We start from the raw sequence: 16,624 nt of genomic DNA, 5'->3' as shown, positions 1-16,624 counted from the left end.
TGCGGGCCGACATCGAGGTCGTGATGCCCCGCTTCGCGCTGCCGGGCGAGCCCAGGGAGCCGGAGCGCGACCTCGGCTGGGTCTACCGGTTCGTGCCGGGTGCCGTACCCGGCGCGGGCTCCGGGGCCGGCCCAGCAACCGGCGTGCGAACGTCGACCGACACAAGTCTGGCAGCCGACGCGCACGTCCAGACGCTCACCTTGCTCGTCCTGCACGGCAGCGGGGGGAGCGAGACGCAGCTCCTGCCCATGGCGCGGCGCGCGGCGCCAGGCGCCAACCTGCTTGCCCCGCGTGGGCGCTCGCGGAACGAGTCCGACCTGCGCTACTTCGCCCGCTTCCCCGACGGCTCGTTCGACCAGGACGAGATCGACCACGAGGCCGACGCCCTGGCCGAGTTCGTCGCCGACGCCTGCGCGCTGCATGGCCTCGACCCCGCTCGTGTAGTGATCTTCGGTTATAGCAACGGCGCACACATCGGGGCCGCGACCCTCGCCCGCCATCCGGACACGTACGCCGGCGCGGCGCTCATCCGCACGGTGGCGCCGTTCGACCTGCCGCCCTTCACGGACCTGCGGGGCAAGCACGTCCTGATGCTGCAGGGTGAGGGCGACCACCTCCTGCGCGGGGAGGCCGACGCTCGGCTGGCCACCTACCTGCGGACGAACGGGGCGGAGCTCGAGCTGAGGACCGTGCCGTTCGGCCACTACCTCGGGCAGGCGGACGACGAGGCCCTGCACGAGTGGCTGGGGCGCTTCGCGTGACCCCTGCCAGGCTCGCCGATCCCCACCTGAGCGAGAACGACCTCGAGGCCGTGAAGCTGCCGGAGGCCGTGGTCGACGAGGCCGTGCGCCTCGCGCGGGGGTTCGCCGACCCTACGCGCCTGCGCATCCTCGCGCTGTTGCGGCGCGGCGAGGTGTGCGTGCACCAGATCGTCACGGCCCTCGCCATGGAGCAGTCGGCCGTCAGTCATCAGCTGCGGGTGCTGCGCCACGCCCGGCTCGTGAGCGCCTCGAAGCGTGGTAGGCACGTGTACTACCGACTAGCCGACGAGCACGTCGCGAGCATGCTGGAGGGCGTGCTCTCGCATAGTCAGGAGGCCTGAAGGCCGGCCGTGCCTGGGTCGACACGTGCCGGATCGCCCCTGCGACCGTCTGGCCGCGCTCTCTGGCCCCGGCCTCCGCGCCACGCGTCCGCGGTCGAGGCATGACATATGAACGCCTGTTCATATATACTGCCGGCGGGGCTGGAGCGACCCGCCATGCCGAACACGACGTTGGACCTGCAACTCCTACTGCCCGGCCACGCGGCGCGCGAGGACGCGTGCACCGCGGGGTTGGTAGCGGCCGTGACGGCGCTGCGCGGCGTCGTGGCCGCGGACTTCCGCACGGACGGCCGGCGCGGCACGCTGAGCGTCGATCACGACGCGGCGCTCCTCGGTAGCGACGAGCTCACGACCCTCGCTATGAGCGCGGCGCGCACGGTCGCGGACCGCTTCGTGCACGAGGAGCTGCTCCTCTCCGGCCTGCACTGCTCGGACTGCGCCGCGAAGGTGTCCGCGGTCGCGCGCCGGCTGGACGGGGTGTTCGCGGCGGACGCCAGCTTCGCTTCCGAGAAGCTGCACGTGGGGCTCGACACGAGCGTGGCGCCCGAGGCCAAGGTGCTGTCGCGAGTGGCCGCGGAAGTCGAGGGTCTCGGCTACCGCGTGGTACGGGTCGGGTCGGACGGCGCGGACCTCGCGCCTCGAGGAGCGGCAGGCACGGCGCACGCCGACGCCATGGCCCACTCGCACGGGGTCCACTCGCGTGCGGCCCACTCGCAAGGCACACAGGCCACCGCGACCGCCGCGGCCGGCAGCTACGCTCACGACGAGCGCGCTCACGCGGCCCAAGCGCGGGGCACGACGGGGCCGGCACTAGGCCGTCTGCCGGCAGACCTGAAGCTCAGCCTCGTAGCTGGAGCCTGCCTGGCCGCCGGCTTCGCGCTCCAGACCGCAGGCGCTCCCCCGCTCACCTGGCTGAGCGCGTACCTGGCTGCCTACGTCGCCGGCGGGTGGAACGCCACGAACCACGCCGTACGCGCGGCCAGGCGGGCGCGCTTCGACATCGACCTGCTCATGGTCGTGGCCGCCCTCGGCGCGGCCAGCCTCGGGTCGTGGGCCGAGGGGGCGCTCCTGCTCTTCCTCTTCAGCCTCGGCCACTCCCTGGAGCATCTCGCCATGGACCGCGCCCGCGGCGCCATCCGCGCCCTCGGGGGGCTCACCCCGAAGACCGCCAGGGTGAGGCGCGCCGGGGTAGAGGCCGAACTCCCGCTGGCCGAGTTACTGCTAGGCGACACGGTCATCGTCAGGCCGGGCGAGCGGCTCCCCGCAGACGGCCGCGTGACGGCCGGCGCCAGCCATGTCGACCAAGCGCCCATCACCGGCGAGAGCATGCCGGTCAGGAAGGGCATCGGCGACGAGGTCTACGCCGGCACCATCAACGCCGACGGCTTCCTGGAGATCGCGACGACGCGCGCGCCCGAGGACACGACCCTCGCGCGCGTGATCAAGGCCGTGGAGTCCGCGCAGCGCGACGCCGCGCCCAGCCAGCGCCTCACGGACCGCTTCCAACGCGTCTTCTCGCCCCTGGTCCTCGGCGTCACTGTCCTCATGATCGTCGTGCCTCCCCTGTTCGGCGCACCGTTCGAGGCTAGCTTCATGCGCGCCATGGTCCTGCTCGTGGCGTCCAGCCCGTGCGCGCTCGCGCTCGCCACCCCATCGGCCGTCCTGGCCGGCATCGCGCGCGGGGCGCGTAGCGGCGTGCTGATCAAGGGCGGCGCGCACCTCGAGAACGCGGGCATGGCGGACGTCGTCGTGCTCGACAAGACGGGCACGCTGACCCGCGGCCGCCCTGAGCTCACGGACGTGGCCACGCTGACCGGGGACGAACGGCGGCTGCTCACGCTCGTCGCCGGCCTCGAGAGCCGCAGCGCGCACCCGCTCGCCGGGGCGATCCTACGGGGGGTGGCGGAGCGGCTGACGACCTTGGACGGGGGTGAGCCAGCCGAAGCTCCTGCGGTCGTGACGCCGGGCCTCCCATCCTTGACGGACTTCACCGAGCTGAGCGGCCACGGCGTGCGGGGCGTGTTAGCCGGCACCCCGGTGCTCATCGGCAACCGCAAGCTCATGGCCGCGGCCGGCGTGAGCGTGCCGCAGGCGGCCGAAGCGCACGCGGCCGAGTTCGAGAGCGCCGGCAAGACGACCAGCTTCGTGGCGATCGGCGAAGGACCAGCGGGTGCGGGAGCCGCGTCGGAAGGTCACGCGGCTGAAGGAGCGGCGCACCCAGGCGGGGCGGCCGACGCCTCGCGCGCGCCGGCCATCCTGGCGGGCGTGCTCGCCGTGCGCGACGAGCCGCGGCCGGAGGCGGCCACGGCCGTCGCCGAACTGCGCCGCCTCGGGGTGAGGCGCCTGGTGATGCTGACGGGCGACCACGAGCGCGTGGCACGCGCCGTTGGCACGGAGCTGGGGATGGACGAGGTGCACGCGGAGCTCCTGCCGGAGGACAAGGCCGGCATCGTGGCCGGGCTCAAGGCAAGCCACCACCGGGTGATCGTCGTTGGCGACGGCATCAACGACGCCCCCGCCATGGCCGAGGCGCACGTCGCCGTGGCGATGGGCGGCGCGGCGAGCGACGTGGCGCTCGAGGCGGCGGACGTCGCCCTCATGGCGGACGACCTTGGCAAGCTCCCGTACGCCATAGCGCTGTCGCGCGCCAGCCGCCGCATGATCGTGCAGAACCTGTTCGTGAGCATGGGGGTCATCGCGCTGCTCGTGCCGAGCGCCATCCTCGGGTTGGCCAGCATCGGCGCGGCCGTTATCATCCACGAATCGAGCACGCTCATCGTCGTCGCGAACGCGCTGCGCCTGCTAGCCTTCAAGCCGCGGGGCAGGGTGGCCGCTTAGGCGCCCGGGCGCACCGGCGTTCGCGGAGGTCCAGGGTCTTCTCGACCGGCAGCCTCGGCGCCCCGCTACGTGCGGCCCGCCGCCGGGCGCTCCGGCGTGCCAAGCTCTGATAGTGCGCGCCCGCGCCTCGGAAGGAGCAACCATGCAACTCGGCTTCGCCACCGCCATCCTCCCGGACCTGTCGCTGGAAGAGGTCCTGGCGTTCGCCGCCGACGAGGGCTTCCGGTGGCTCGAGGTCATGTGCTGGCCCACGGACGCCAGTGACCGGCGCCGTTACGCTGGCGTGACCCACATCGACGTCGGCACGCTCACGCCGGCCGACGCCGAGCGCGTGAAAGGGCTCTGCCGCAAGCACGGCGTTGGCATCAGCGGCCTCGGTTACTACCCGAACCCGCTCGCTCCGGACGAGGCGGAGAGCGCGGTATACACAGCCCACCTTGGGCGCGTCATAGACGCCGCGCGCCTGCTCGACGTCGGCGTCGTCAACACGTTCATCGGCCGCGACCCCACCCTGCCGATCGAGGCTCAGTGGGGCCGGGTCGAGGCCGTGTGGCAGCCCATCGTCGCGCAAGCGGAGGCCGCTTCCGTGAAGCTGGGGATCGAGAACTGCCCGATGCTCTTCAGCCTGGACGAGTGGCCGGGCGGCAAGAACCTCGCGGTCTCGCCGGAAGTGTGGGACGAACTGTTCAGGCGGCTGCCCAGCCCGAACCTCGGCCTCAACTTCGACCCTTCCCACCTGGTGTGGCAGGGCATCGACATCGACCGCGCCCTACGCGACTTCGCGCATAAGCTCGTGCACGTCCACCTCAAGGACGAGCGGGTAGACGAGGAGCTCCTCTACCGCCGCGGCACCCTGGGCCTCGGCTGGCACGTCCCCAAGATCCCCGGTCTCGGCGACATCGACTGGCCGGGTTTCTTCCGCACCCTCGCCTCTGTAGGGTGGGACGGCCCCGTGATCATCGAGGTCGAGGACCGGGCGTTCGAGGACAGCCTCGCCGGGCGGCAGGAGGCGGTGCGCGCCGCGGGGCGGTACCTGCGGACGGTGATGGAGCTCGGGGGCTGAGTTAGGACAAGGCCGCAACGGACCGGATACCCGGTCTGGGTACGGAGTGGCGGGTGAATCCGCGAGAGCGCGGCGCCGTTCCACTACTCGCATGGCGGCGCGATCGTTCCAAGCGCCGCTCGACAAGGGTGCCGCCTATAGCGGCGCGGCGAACACGAGGGTCCAGAAGAGGTCCGTCTCCCCCGCCCCAAGTTCCACCACGCCGTCGCGCATGATGTTCTCGCAGTGGCCCGGGCTGTCCATCCAGGCTTGCATCACGACCTCTGGCGTCGGCTGGTTCCAGGCCACGTTCTCCGCGACCAGCGACCACACGTAGCCCGCTCTCGTGGCACGCACGCCGGGGCTCGAGCCGTCGCTGCCGCCGTGGCCCATCGCGAAGTGCGCCGCCTGGTCGTCGCTATGCAGCTGCGCGGCACGGACGAGGCGCGGTTCCAGCGTGAGAGGCGGCACGGGCGGCATGAGCTGTGCGCCGCACGCGGCGCCATGGGCGCGCTCGATGTTCACCAACTCGAGCAAGCGCATGACCTGCGGTCGGTAGGCGCTGCCATCGGGTTCGCGCGGCGCGGGGGCGAACGCACCCGTAGTAGTGGGTACGCGTGTCGTCCGCGGCGCGCAGGCACCGAGCGCCACCAGCACGAGCCCGACCGCACCGACCATGACCAGCGCCTTCACGCGAGCGTCCGACACGCCGTGGACGGTACGGCTAGGCGTGCGGGACAGGCAGTGGCGGATACCACACGCCCGCACCCACGCAGCTAGTCCGCACCGTTGACCGGCGCTGGGCAGTCGCCTATCCTGACCCACACATCCGCGATCTGGACGCCGACCGAGGGGGTCGATGGTCATACCGGCAAGGAAAGTCGTCGCGCTCGCATGACTGCGGGCACGGGAACACGGGGCGCCCGCCTACCGCTGGTGGTGGGCGCGGACGATTACGTGCCCATGTACCAGCAGCTCGTCCATCAGATCAGGCACCTCATCACCAGCCGAGTGCTCGCGGCGGACGACCGGCTGCCGTCGGTGCGCGAGCTGGCTCGGCAGCTCGGGATCAACGCCGGCACGGTCGCGTTGGCGTACCGGAAGCTCCACGCCGAAGGTCTGATCGCTAGCCGCCGGGGGCGCGGAACGTTCGTGGTTCCACTGAGCCACGATCTGGAGCGCTCCGTTGACCGGCACAAGGCGCTGCAGGCGGCCATCGACCGGCTGCTCGAACGCGCCAACGCACTCGGGTTCGACGCGGCCAGCGTCCATCAGGGCCTCGTGACCCGGCCCGCACGGCGCCGGCGGTTCCCGTTCGTCGTCGCGATGGCGAGTATGCGCGGCGCCGAGAAGTACGCCGCGCAGATCGTCGCGGCGGTGCCCGAGGAGGTGAGCGCCGAGCCACACTGCCTGACCATCGCCGAGCTCGAGGGGAACGCTAGCTCGGCGCGGGCGGCATACCGGACGGCCTACTTCACGTTCACCTTCATGTCGCACGTCCCCGGGGTCGGGGCCAGCCTCACCGCGCTCGGCATCGAGTCGGAGGTTGTGGGCCTCACCTCGGAGCTGACGGGCGTCACGATCGCCGGCCTCGCGGCGCTGAGCGCGGAAGGCAACTACTGCCTGGTCGGGGAGTCCTACAGCATCAGCGTGGCACTGAACGTCCTCGCCAGGTTCAGCCGCCTCGACCTGAGCAGGATCCGGGTCTTCACCGAGCACGACCCGCCCGAGGCGCTCCTCACCGCGGCGCCGGACCTCTACATCCACACCTTCGGTGCCGGCCCGCGCCTCGACGAGCTCGGGATCGGAGCAGACCTGCGCCTCGAGCTGCGGTTCTCGCTCAGCGCAGAGGCGCGCCGGCGTGTGGCGCAGCTCTTTCGCGCGACGGGCGCTCCGACAACGGTCGCACGGACGGCGGACATCATCCTGGACGCATGAGGCGCTCCCCTACCCGCCGCTCTCCGCGCTCAGACGCCGGCGCCCGGCCATACGCTTGCGAACACGCGCATGAAGTTGCCCCCCGCTATGCCGCGGATGTCGTCCTCCGAGTAGCCGCGCCCGCGCAGGCCGTCGTAGACGTCGAGGATCTGCGGGTAGCACTCGAAGCCCGCGACGAACCTCTCGGGTGCGCGCCAGTACGTCGTGACGTGCTCGTTCATGTCCGTCATCACCGTCTTGTAGTGCGGCCCGTGCTTGTCGTGGTCGTGGCGCGGGTAGGAGCCGAGGCTGAAGTCGGTGCCTATGCCGATGTTCTCCGTCGTGCCGAGCAGGTCGGCGAGGTAGTCGACGTGGTCGAGGTAGTCGGCGAGGGTCGGGCGCGCGGTCATGCCCTGCTTGAACACGAGCGGGCCCCAGTTGACCGTGCCGATGACCCCGCCCTTGGACGCCACCGCCCTGATCTGCTCGTCGTCCACGTTGCGCGCGTTGTCCACCAGGCCCTTGGGGTTGGCGTGGCTGAAGACCGTCGGGTTGGCGCTCGCCTCGTTGATCTCGAGGCTCGAGCGGCGTGAGACGTGCGAGAGGTCGAGAAGCACTCCGACCCGGTCGCACTCCGCCACCACCGCCCGCCCGAGACCTGACAGCCCCGTGTCGGTCTGCTCGAGGACCCCGCCGCAGAGGAGGTTGTCGCGGTTGTAGGCGGGGATGAGCATCCGCAGCCCCAGGCGCTGGAACGCCTCGACGCGCTCCGGCGCCGCGCCGATGAACTCGCCGTCCTGCGACGCCAGCAACAGGCCGGCCTGGCCCGCGGCCTTCGCCTGCACGATGTCCTCGACCGTGTAGGCGATGCGCAGGTTGGGATGCTCGCGGACGACGGCGTGCCAGTACATGAGGTCGGACAGGGCCCGGCCGACGTCCACCTGCACGCTCAGGGCGGTGACGGCGTAGACGTCGCAGCCGTGGCGGTGGGCGTACGGGAGGTCCGCGTCCGGCCAGATCTGCATGCAGCCGTCGACGAACACGTAGGGTTGCTCACCCTCGATGAGGGGGTGGAACCCGCGGTTGGGGCGCTCGTGCAGGGGATCGTGCGGTAAGGGCGAGGCGGTAAGAGGTGGCCTCGTCATCGGCGGCTCTCCGTTCATGCTCACGGCTCAGTATCCGAGTTCCTTGTTGCGCATGCGTCCGGCGAGCGGTCGTCCCTCGAGCAGCGCGCGCAGGTTCGATGAGAACTCGTCGAACACGCGGGCCCGGATCTCGGGCGTCCGGTAGGAGGCATGCGGGCTGATGAACAGGTTGTCGGCACCCCAGAGGGGGCTGTCGGGGGGCAACGGCTCGACGGTGAAGGCGTCCAGGCACGCGCCCGCCAGGCGGCCCGAGGCAAGGGCGGCGAGGAGATCGGCCTCGACGACGAGGCTGCCGCGTGCCACGTTGATCAAGTACGACCCCTCTTTCATCAGCCCGAGCCGGCGCGCGTCGAACATCCCTTCCGTCTCGGGCGTGCCGGGTGCCGTGAGCACGACGTAGTCGGCCGCCGGGAGCAGAACATCCAGAACATCCGGGGTACCGATCGCGGTGAACGCATCGTTGGCCTGGCCGCTGCGGCTGATGCCGACGACCCGCATACCGAACGCGGCGCAGAGCCGCGCAACGCGGGTGCCGATGCTGCCGGCGCCGACGACGAGCACCTCCTTGCCGCGCAGTTCCTGGTGGAACGGGGGCTTCCACTCGCGCCGGGCCTGGGCGGCTTCCAGCGCCGGGAAGTTCTTGGCGTTGCGCAGCATGGCGCCTAGGACGAACTCGGCGATCGGGATGCTCATCACGTCCATGGAGCGCGTCACGACTATGCCGCGCTCCTCGACCTCGGGCACCATGACCCAGTCGAACCCGGCGGAGCCCGTGTGGATCCACTCGAGCCGCGGAGCGGCGCGCAGGAGGTTGCTGAGCTCGGGCTTCCTCAAGCCGGCGAAGAGCAGTGCCGTGGCGCGGGACACCACCTCGGGCCAAGGCTCGCCGGACGGGAGCTTGGTGAAGCTCAGCGCGGGGAACTCCGCGACGAGCCTGTCGAAGTGATGCTGCTCGTAGATGTGGCTGACCAGTACCTCTATGCGCACGCGATCTCCTTGTTCGTTCGGATGGCCCGGGTATCTCCGGTCCTGGTCCGCTAGCCGCCCGAACGGCGTCTGGGGTCGAGGGTGTCGCGGATGACGTCGCCAACGGCGTTGAACGCCAGGACGGTGAGGAGGATCATCAGGCCGGGGTAGACGGCCAGCTGTGGGGCCGACCACATGTAGAACTGGCTCGCCGTGAGCATGTTGCCCCAGGACGGCGTTGGTGGCGCGATGCCGAGGCCAAGGAAGCTCAGGCCCGCCTCCACCAGCATGACGTTACCCACGCCGATGGACGTCGCGACGATGAGGAGCGGCATGGCCTGCGGGAGCAGGTGACGGAACATGATGCGCACGTGGCCGGCCCCGAGGCTCCTAACGGCGGTGGAGTACTCGAGCTCCTTGACCCGCATGATCTCACCCCTGATAAGGCGCGCAGGCCCCATCCATCTGGTGAACGAGAGCGCCAGGACCAAGACCGTGATGCTCGAGCCGAACAAAGCGACGACGGCGAGCAGCAGGAAGAACACGGGGATCGACAGGACGCCGTCCGTGACGCGCATGATGACGCGGTCGACGGGGCCGCCCGCGTACCCGGCTACGACACCGAGCGTCCCTCCTACCACGACCGTCAGGAGCGCCGAGACGATGCCGACGAGGATCGACACGCGCCCGCCATCGATGAGGCGCGCGAGGACGTCGCGACCGTTCTCGTCGGTGCCGAGCAGATGCTGCGAGCTCGGCTTGGCGAAGGTATTCGAGATGTTGATGCGAGTCGGCGACGGCAACGGCAGTACTGGCTCCGTGACCAGCACGATACAGACGAGAAGTAGCCAAGCCGTCCCGAAGAGCGCGAGCTTGTTGCGCAGCAGACTGTCCAGGAACACTTGCGCCAGCGTGCGCCTGCCGGGTCTCCTGGGCCTCGCCTCGCCCCCGGCCATCAGTCGTACCTGATGCGTGGATCGACCACGCCGTAGAGCACGTCGATGACCAGGTTGCTGAGGATCACGCCGGCGGACACGAAGAACGTTGTTCCCAGGATGACCGTTGCGTCGCGGCTCACGGCCGCGTTGACGGCCATCGAGCCGATCCCGGGCCAGCTGAACAGCGACTCCACGATGGCCGAGCCGCCCACCAGGCGCGGCAAGGCCAGTCCCAGGATGGTCAACACGGGGATGAGGGCGTTCTTGAGCACGTGCTTGAGGTGGACGCGCCCCTCGGCCAGTCCTTTACTGCGCGCGGTACGCACGTAGTCCTGGCTCATCGTCTCCAGCCAGCTCGAGCGCGTGTAGCGCATGATCTCGGCCGTCGTAGAGGTAGCGAGGACGATAGTCGGCAGCACTAGATAGCTCGCCCTGTCCAGCAGCGAGAACGGTTGCCCTATGGTCTGCATGCCGGAGCCCGGCAGCCAACCCAGGGTAACGGAGAACAAGATTATGGCCAGGATGCCGAGCCAGAAGTTCGGCGTTGCCAACCCGACGATCGCCAAGAAGCTGAGGGCCTGGTCGAGGATGGAGTTGGGCCATCTGGCGGCGACGATACCCGCCGGCATCCCCAGGACCACGGTGACCAGCAGCGCGGCGAGCCCGAGCAGGAGCGTGGCCGGGAGGCGCTCGGTGATCATGTCGATGACCGGCCGCCCGTAGACCAGGCTCACCCCGAGGTCGCCTTGAGCCATGCGGGACACCCACCGGAGGTACTGCTCGACCGGCGGGCGATCGAGGCCGAACCGCCTCTCGACACTAGCCACCACCCCGGGGTCCATGGTCGGGTCGGCCAGGATGCTGAGCGTGCCCGGCGCCAGCTTCACCAGGAAGAACGTCGCCGTCATGACGAGGAACAGCACGAACAGGCTGGCCACGAGTTGTTTCGCTAGGTATTCGGCCATCGGACCTCTAGGTTTCGCTGCTTCATCCTGGTTGCCCCCGGTCTTCCTTCGTCCGGCCGCGCGGCCTGCGCGGCCGCGTCCGGGGCGACCAAGGCAGATGGCCCGGTCGCCCCGGATCTCGTAGTTACGCGGTCAGCGTCTGAACAGCAGGTGGGAGTACGGCATGCTGTCCTTGATGTTGTTCGGTGGGATGTTGCCAACGTTGGCGTTGGACGCCGTCATGCGCTCGCGGAAGAGCAGGATCATGTTGGGCGGATCCTGGTAGAGGATCTCCCCGATCCGCTCCAGCAACGCGGCCTGGGCGGCCTGGTCGCTCGTCGCGAGCACCTGGGTGAAGAGGTCGTCGATCTCTGCGTTCGAGTAGGACTGGGAGTTGTACGGGCCGTTAGTCGTGTAGAGCCTCTGAGCCCAGTCGATGTTGGGCATCGGGAACGCAGCCAAGCGCGTGTCGAAGGTCCGGGACGTCGTCTCCTCAAGCCAGCGGCCCCCGCGCTCGGCGAGCACGTACTCGACGCGCATGCCGAGGTCCTGGAAGTACTGTTGCAGGATCAGACCCATCTGCTCACGCTGCACGTCGCCGCGGTCTACCAGAATGTAGAACGAGAACTCCTGTCCGTCCTTCTCGAGGATCCCCGCCGAGTTCTTGGTCCAGCCGGCCTCGGCCATGAGCTCGAGCGCCCGCTCCGGATCGTACTCGCGGAACTGGACGTCCGGTCGCGGCACCCAGTCGATGGCGTGAGGGATGTAGACGTCGTCGACGTACCCGAGGCCCGGCGACACGGTGGCGATCATGGCGCGGCGGTCGACGGCGTACATCATCGCCTCGCGAACGCGGGCGTCCTGGAAGAGCGGGTTGCGCAGGTTCCACGCGAAGATCTGGTAGCCCAGGCTATCGAACGCCGTGACCTGGACGTGACGGACGTTGCTCACGGCCGGAAGCTGCGGGGGCTCGATGTCCACCCAGTCGAGTTGGCCGGTTAGCAGCTGCGTGACGCGCGTGTTGCCGTCGGGCACGACGCGGAAGACGAGTCCGTCGAGGTTCGGCGCGCCGAGGAAGAAGTCGTCGTTGCGCGTGAGCTCGAAGAACGAGCCGGGCACTGCACGCACCATCTTGAACGGTCCGGTGCCGATGGGCGACTTGCTGTTGAAGTCGACGGCGTCCGCCAGACGCGTGAACCCGCCCAGGACGTGCCGCGGGATGATCTCGTTGCCGCCGAGCGCGAGGCGGGCCGCGAAGAACGCGTCAGGTGCGGCCAGCTGGACAGAAACGGTAAGAGGGTCTATGACGCGCACGTCGACGACCTTGGCGAAGTCGGCAGCGTTGGTCGCACCCTCGTCTGGGTCTCTCGCGCGGTCGAAGGTGAACTTGACGTCGTCGGCCGTCAGCGGCGCGCCGTCGTGCCACTTGACCCCCGCACGCAGATGGAACGTCCAGACGGTCAGGTCGTCGTTGGCCTCGAACGACTCGGCCAGGTACGGCTCGAGTGTGTTCGTCCAGGGGTTGACGGCCGTGAGCGGCGAGAACATCGTCCAGTTGATGATCGCCGCCGCGAGCTCGGAAGGCAGGATGGGGTTGAAGGTCGCGGGCTGAGTGGCCAGCGGGATCTGGACGACGCCACCTCGCTTGGTGGGCGTCTCCTGGGCGCTCACCGCTCCCGCGAGGACGACCGCGAGCGCCATGCTGACGAAACGGGTTAGTGCTCTGCGCATGCCTGATCCTTTCGCCCTTCGCTCCCCGTGGGTGCGGGTCGGCCGCGGCGGTTCCGATCGCCCGCTCGAGGCCAGAGCGTGTATGGGTGTACCAGTACGCATGGCATCATGCCGCCGGACGGTCGCCCTTGTCAATCGTCGGCGATCCGACTCTTCCGGTGCGTCGGGCCACAAGCCGTCCTGGTCGCTAGAACGGCCTACGTGCCTGCGTGCAGGCGCACGCACGATCCTCTCAGCCCCCGTCGCGGTTGACAACGCGTTCTCCGGGGGGTACGGTTCGTGTACCAGTACGGCAGTACAATGATTCTACGGGTCGCGGTGGGTGCCGCTCCCGAACGACAACCGATAGCGCGTCACGTCGGATCAGCCAAGCCGGAAACGTCCGGCTGCCCGGCGACATCCACGCCGCAGAGAGGTTTAGGGACATGGCAATCGTCAGAGTCGAGTTGGGTCGGCGCTCCCAGGAGCAACGGGACGCCATCATCAAGGGCATAACGGAAGTGATGGTAGCCAACGGCGCCCAGTCGGAGGGCACCCAGGTCATCCTCTACGAACTGGACATGAACGTATGGGGCAAGGGCGGCAAGACCTTCGCCCAACGCGCCGCCGAGCAAGGCATCACCCTTCCGCACTAGATTCGCTAGTAGATTAGCGTCATCGCAACTCCGAGCTCCCGACCACCATCAGAGATGTCAGAGTCGTTGCCCCTGACCTTGATCGACGACGAGCACACCCCGATCTACCTCCAGATCGTCCACCAGATCCGCTACCTGATAACCGGACGGGAGCTCGTGGCCGGCGCGAAGTTACCGGCGGTGCGTAACTTGGCCGCTCAACTGGGCGTCAACACCGGTACCGTCGCCCTCGCCTACCGCACTCTTCAGAGCGAGGGCCTGGTGGTCAGCCAACGCGGCCAAGGCACCTACGTGGCACCAGGAGGCAACGACTCTTCGCGCGTCGGGCTGCGCGAAGCACTCCTCACCGAGGCGCTCGACGAGCTCATCAAGCGCGCCTACGCCCTGGGTTTCGACCCGGCCGGCATCAGGCGACACCTGGTGTCGCAACTGCACAACCGGCTGCGCCACGTCCCGCTCGTCATCGCCATGCCGTCCGTCGCGGCCGCGATCAAGTACCAGCATCTCGTGAAGAGCCAGCTTCCCACCAACGTCGTGCCCAGCTTCCACACCATCTCGATCGGGTCACTCGAGGCCGGCGATCCCGACACCCTGGCGGGCTACCAGGACGCCTTCTTCACCATCACCTTCAGCGCCATGGTGCCGCGCGTGGACGCCGCGCTCAGACGCCACTCGCTCCGCAGCGAGGTGATAGGCATAACGGCCCGTCTCACGGCGGCAACGCGAGAGCGGCTGCTGTCGGTCGACCCGAGCAAGCCGTACGTGCTCGTGACAGAAGCCAGGAACGTCGGTAGCGCCCTGACGCTGGTCGCCCAACATAGTCGCCTGGACCTCCGCGGGCTGCTCATCCTCACGGAGTTGAGCAGCCCGGAGGAGTTCGCGGCGGGGCCGGACCACACCTACATCTACACGTTCGGGATGACGCCGACGCTGGAAGCCAACGCGGTCGATCCAGCCAGGCGCCTCGAGCTCGAGTTCACGCTTAGCGACGAGGCGACACTCCAGCTCCAGCAGATGCTCGAACCCCCGCGCGGAAGCGCGAACATCCCCTAGGAGAACCCAGATGATCACAGAGCCCCTGCGCTACATGTTGGTGGCGAAGGTCTACTCTTACCAGGACCGCCACGCGGACGCCGTGCGGGCCCTCAGCGAGGGCATCGCGAAGCACCCGGACTCCGCCATGCTCCTGCGCCACCGCGGTCACTTCAACGTCTCGGTCCGCGACTTCGACGGGGCCGTGCAGGACTTCGCCCGCTCGGTCGCTTTGCTCGAGGGGCAGCCGGACGAGATCGAGTACTACCAGGCCGAGCTGATGCCGGAGGTCGAGCGGCTGATCCTCGGACAGGAGCCGCGCCTGCTGAACGAGCCGACGGCCATCACGGACGCCAACCTCGCCAGGCTGCGCGACGTCTACAAGGGCACGCTCAAGTCCAGCGCCTGGTACCACTACGGCCTGGCCCACTACCTGCGGGGCGAGTTCGACGAGGCCGCCGACAAGTACCGGACCACGCTGGAGCACTGCGTGGACGACGACATGACCGTAGCCACCACCGACTGGCTCTACATGAGCCTGCGGCGCGCCGGCAGGCACTCGGAGGCGGCCAAGCTCCTGGACGCGACGAGCCTCGACATGCACATCAACGAGCCGTCCTACTACCGGCGGATGGAGCTCTACAAGGGCGTCGCCACGCCGGAGAGCGTCCTCTCCCCGAACGACGGGGACAAGAAGACGTTGGCGACGCAAGGTTACGGCGTCGGCAACTGGTACTTCTACAACGGCCGCAAGGAAGAGGCGCGCCAGGTCTTCGAGCGCATCATCGCCGTCGGCCACCGCGCCGCCTTCGGCACCATCGCCGCGGAGGTCGACCTGGCGCGGCTGGCGGCGGAAGGCTGAGCACTGGCCGGCGGGGGCCGGACCGGGCGGCCGGTTAGTGGCGCGGCGCGACCTCGGACGTTGCGCCGCGCCACTGGCGTGTGTGAGAGTGCCGAGGTGACAGGCGACCAGTCGACGCCCCGCGCGAGCGGCTCCCAGGTAGGTTCGGCGGGGCGCTGCCGTGCTTGATGGGTCGACGCCCAGCGCGAGCGGCCCCGAGCGCATCACACCTCGCGCCCTCGAGCGCCGAGTCAAGCGTTGGCTCCTGGAGGGCCCGTTCGACTGCTACGTGCAGGTCGCGCCCGGGCACGAGGCGCTGCTCGCCTCGGAGCTGCTGGACGGCGGCTTCGCGGGCGCGGCCTCCGAGTTGCGAGTCGAACGCGGCGGCATCGCCTTGGTGCTCGACCACGCCGGCATCATGCGCGCCAACCTCGAGCTGCGGACCGCCAGCCGCGTCCTCCTCCGCCTCCGCGAGTTCCCCGCCGCCTCGCCGGAGATGCTCTACGACCGGGCGCGCGGCGTGCCGTGGCTGACGCAGATCGGCTTCGCTCCGTCGTTCGGCCTCCACGTCACCTCGCGCCACTCGAAGCTGCAGGCGGGCGACGCCGTGGCCACCACGGTGGCCAGCGCCGTGGCGCGCGAGCTGCGCCCGTTCGGCCTCTATCCCAAGCCCGCGCCGGACGCGGCGCTCGTGTTCCACGTGCACCTGCAGGACGACCGCTGCACCGTGAGCCTCGACACGAGCGGCGGGCACCTGCACCGGCGCGGGGTGCGCCGGCACGTGCATACGGCGCCCGTGCGCGAGACGCTGGCGGCGGCCATGGTCATGACGGGCCTGCGGCGCCTGGACGGGCCGCCCGACGTCGTCCTCGACCCGTTCTGCGGCAGCGGCACGCTCCTGATCGAGGCGGCGGACGCGCTCGCCGGGCTGGCGCCTGGCAGGCACCGGGCGTTCGCGTTCGAGAAGGCGGCGTGGTTCCGGGCAGGGGCGTACCGGGAAACCAGACGCTTGATGGAGCGTGGGGCGGGCCACTCCGGTGCGTCGTCAGGCGGGCGCGAGCTCGGCGCGGAGGAGGCAACGACGCGACCGCCCGCGACGCACATCGTAGGGATCGACTCCGACAGTGAGGCCCTGGAGGCTGCGCGGGCCAACCTCGCGCGCCCCGAGTACGCAGGCGTGTCGCTCGAACCAGGCGACAGCACGCGCTTCGACTTCGCTGCCCTGGGCGCCCGTCGTGGCTTGGTCCTGGCCAACCTCCCCTACGGCGTGAGGTTGGGCGAGCGACGCGAGGCGTCGGCGACGGCGCGCGCTTTCCTCGAGCGACTGGTTGGCTCCGGCGGCACCTGGGAGGTCGTGCTGCTCACCACGGACGCCGAGGCGGTCTTGCCTTACCTGCGCGACGTGGACGTCGTGCGCACGCGTAACGGGGGGCTGGCGGTGGCGTTGGTCGGTGGGCGGGTCGGCGGCGCAGGGGGCTCCGGGAGCAGCTGAT

At 69.6% G+C, this 16,624-nt stretch carries 15 protein-coding genes; 9 read left to right on the top strand and 6 right to left on the bottom strand.

The window, feature by feature from the left end:
- The 4 genes from M9914_13855 to M9914_13840 all read left to right on the top strand — a co-directional run.
- Positions 1 to 761, top strand: a 761-nt coding sequence (locus M9914_13855; GenBank protein ID MCO5175259.1) for an alpha/beta hydrolase, incomplete at its 5' end; no start/stop codon positions are given.
- Positions 758 to 1,102, top strand: coding sequence for a metalloregulator ArsR/SmtB family transcription factor (locus M9914_13850; protein MCO5175258.1), 345 nt, complete (start codon positions 758 to 760; stop codon positions 1,100 to 1,102). The genes M9914_13855 and M9914_13850, both read left to right, overlap by 4 nt.
- A 156-nt stretch (positions 1,103 to 1,258) precedes the next feature.
- The gene (locus tag M9914_13845) at positions 1,259 to 3,940 is read left to right on the top strand and encodes a heavy metal translocating P-type ATPase (GenBank protein MCO5175257.1); all 2,682 of its coding nucleotides are present in this window, start codon (positions 1,259 to 1,261) and stop codon (positions 3,938 to 3,940) included.
- Between the two features lie 142 nt (positions 3,941 to 4,082).
- Complete coding sequence (locus M9914_13840; protein ID MCO5175256.1) at positions 4,083 to 5,003, top strand: sugar phosphate isomerase/epimerase; 921 nt, start codon at positions 4,083 to 4,085, stop codon at positions 5,001 to 5,003.
- Between the two features lie 135 nt (positions 5,004 to 5,138).
- On the opposite strand, the gene M9914_13835 is transcribed toward M9914_13840, so the two are convergent.
- Entirely contained in the window at positions 5,139 to 5,690 is a 552-nt protein-coding gene (locus tag M9914_13835; GenBank protein ID MCO5175255.1) for a CAP domain-containing protein, read from the bottom strand.
- Positions 5,691 to 5,876: 186 nt separating this feature from the next.
- On the opposite strand from M9914_13835, the gene M9914_13830 reads away from it, so the two are divergent.
- Entirely contained in the window at positions 5,877 to 6,920 is a 1,044-nt protein-coding gene (locus tag M9914_13830) for a GntR family transcriptional regulator (GenBank protein ID MCO5175254.1), read from the top strand.
- A gap of 29 nt (positions 6,921 to 6,949) precedes the next feature.
- Here the strand turns inward: M9914_13830 and M9914_13825 are convergent, their stop codons facing one another.
- The 5 genes from M9914_13825 to M9914_13805 form a co-directional block, all read right to left on the bottom strand.
- Entirely contained in the window at positions 6,950 to 8,044 is a 1,095-nt protein-coding gene (locus M9914_13825; protein ID MCO5175253.1) for a dipeptidase, read from the bottom strand.
- 27 nt (positions 8,045 to 8,071) lie between these two features.
- Positions 8,072 to 9,031: a D-2-hydroxyacid dehydrogenase gene (locus tag M9914_13820; protein MCO5175252.1), complete on the bottom strand. Its 960-nt coding sequence runs from the start codon at positions 9,029 to 9,031 to the stop codon at positions 8,072 to 8,074.
- Between the two features lie 50 nt (positions 9,032 to 9,081).
- The gene (locus M9914_13815) at positions 9,082 to 9,912 is read right to left on the bottom strand and encodes an ABC transporter permease (protein MCO5175251.1); all 831 of its coding nucleotides are present in this window, start codon (positions 9,910 to 9,912) and stop codon (positions 9,082 to 9,084) included.
- Between the two features lie 53 nt (positions 9,913 to 9,965).
- Entirely contained in the window at positions 9,966 to 10,913 is a 948-nt protein-coding gene (locus M9914_13810) for an ABC transporter permease (GenBank protein ID MCO5175250.1), read from the bottom strand.
- A 132-nt stretch (positions 10,914 to 11,045) separates the two neighbouring features.
- Positions 11,046 to 12,623, bottom strand: a complete 1,578-nt coding sequence (locus tag M9914_13805) for an ABC transporter substrate-binding protein (protein MCO5175249.1) — start codon at positions 12,621 to 12,623, stop codon at positions 11,046 to 11,048.
- 425 nt (positions 12,624 to 13,048) lie between these two features.
- On the opposite strand from M9914_13805, the gene M9914_13800 reads away from it, so the two are divergent.
- From M9914_13800 to M9914_13785, 4 genes are all read left to right on the top strand, one after another.
- On the top strand, positions 13,049 to 13,258 hold the full coding sequence (locus M9914_13800; protein ID MCO5175248.1) for a tautomerase family protein: 210 nt from the start codon (positions 13,049 to 13,051) through the stop codon (positions 13,256 to 13,258).
- Positions 13,259 to 13,312: 54 nt separating this feature from the next.
- Positions 13,313 to 14,311, top strand: coding sequence for a GntR family transcriptional regulator (locus M9914_13795; GenBank protein MCO5175247.1), 999 nt, complete (start codon positions 13,313 to 13,315; stop codon positions 14,309 to 14,311).
- Positions 14,312 to 14,321: 10 nt separating this feature from the next.
- Positions 14,322 to 15,152, top strand: coding sequence for a tetratricopeptide repeat protein (locus M9914_13790; protein ID MCO5175246.1), 831 nt, complete (start codon positions 14,322 to 14,324; stop codon positions 15,150 to 15,152).
- A 160-nt stretch (positions 15,153 to 15,312) separates the two neighbouring features.
- Positions 15,313 to 16,623 (top strand): hypothetical protein, encoded by a 1,311-nt coding sequence (locus tag M9914_13785; GenBank protein MCO5175245.1) that lies wholly within the window; start codon positions 15,313 to 15,315, stop codon positions 16,621 to 16,623.
- Position 16,624 lies beyond the last annotated feature (1 nt).

Source organism: Trueperaceae bacterium (assembly GCA_023954415.1).
Lineage (GTDB): Bacteria > Deinococcota > Deinococci > Deinococcales > Trueperaceae > JAAYYF01.
Note: the sequence above shows the minus strand (reverse complement) of the source record. Positions and strands in the feature narration are given on the sequence as shown.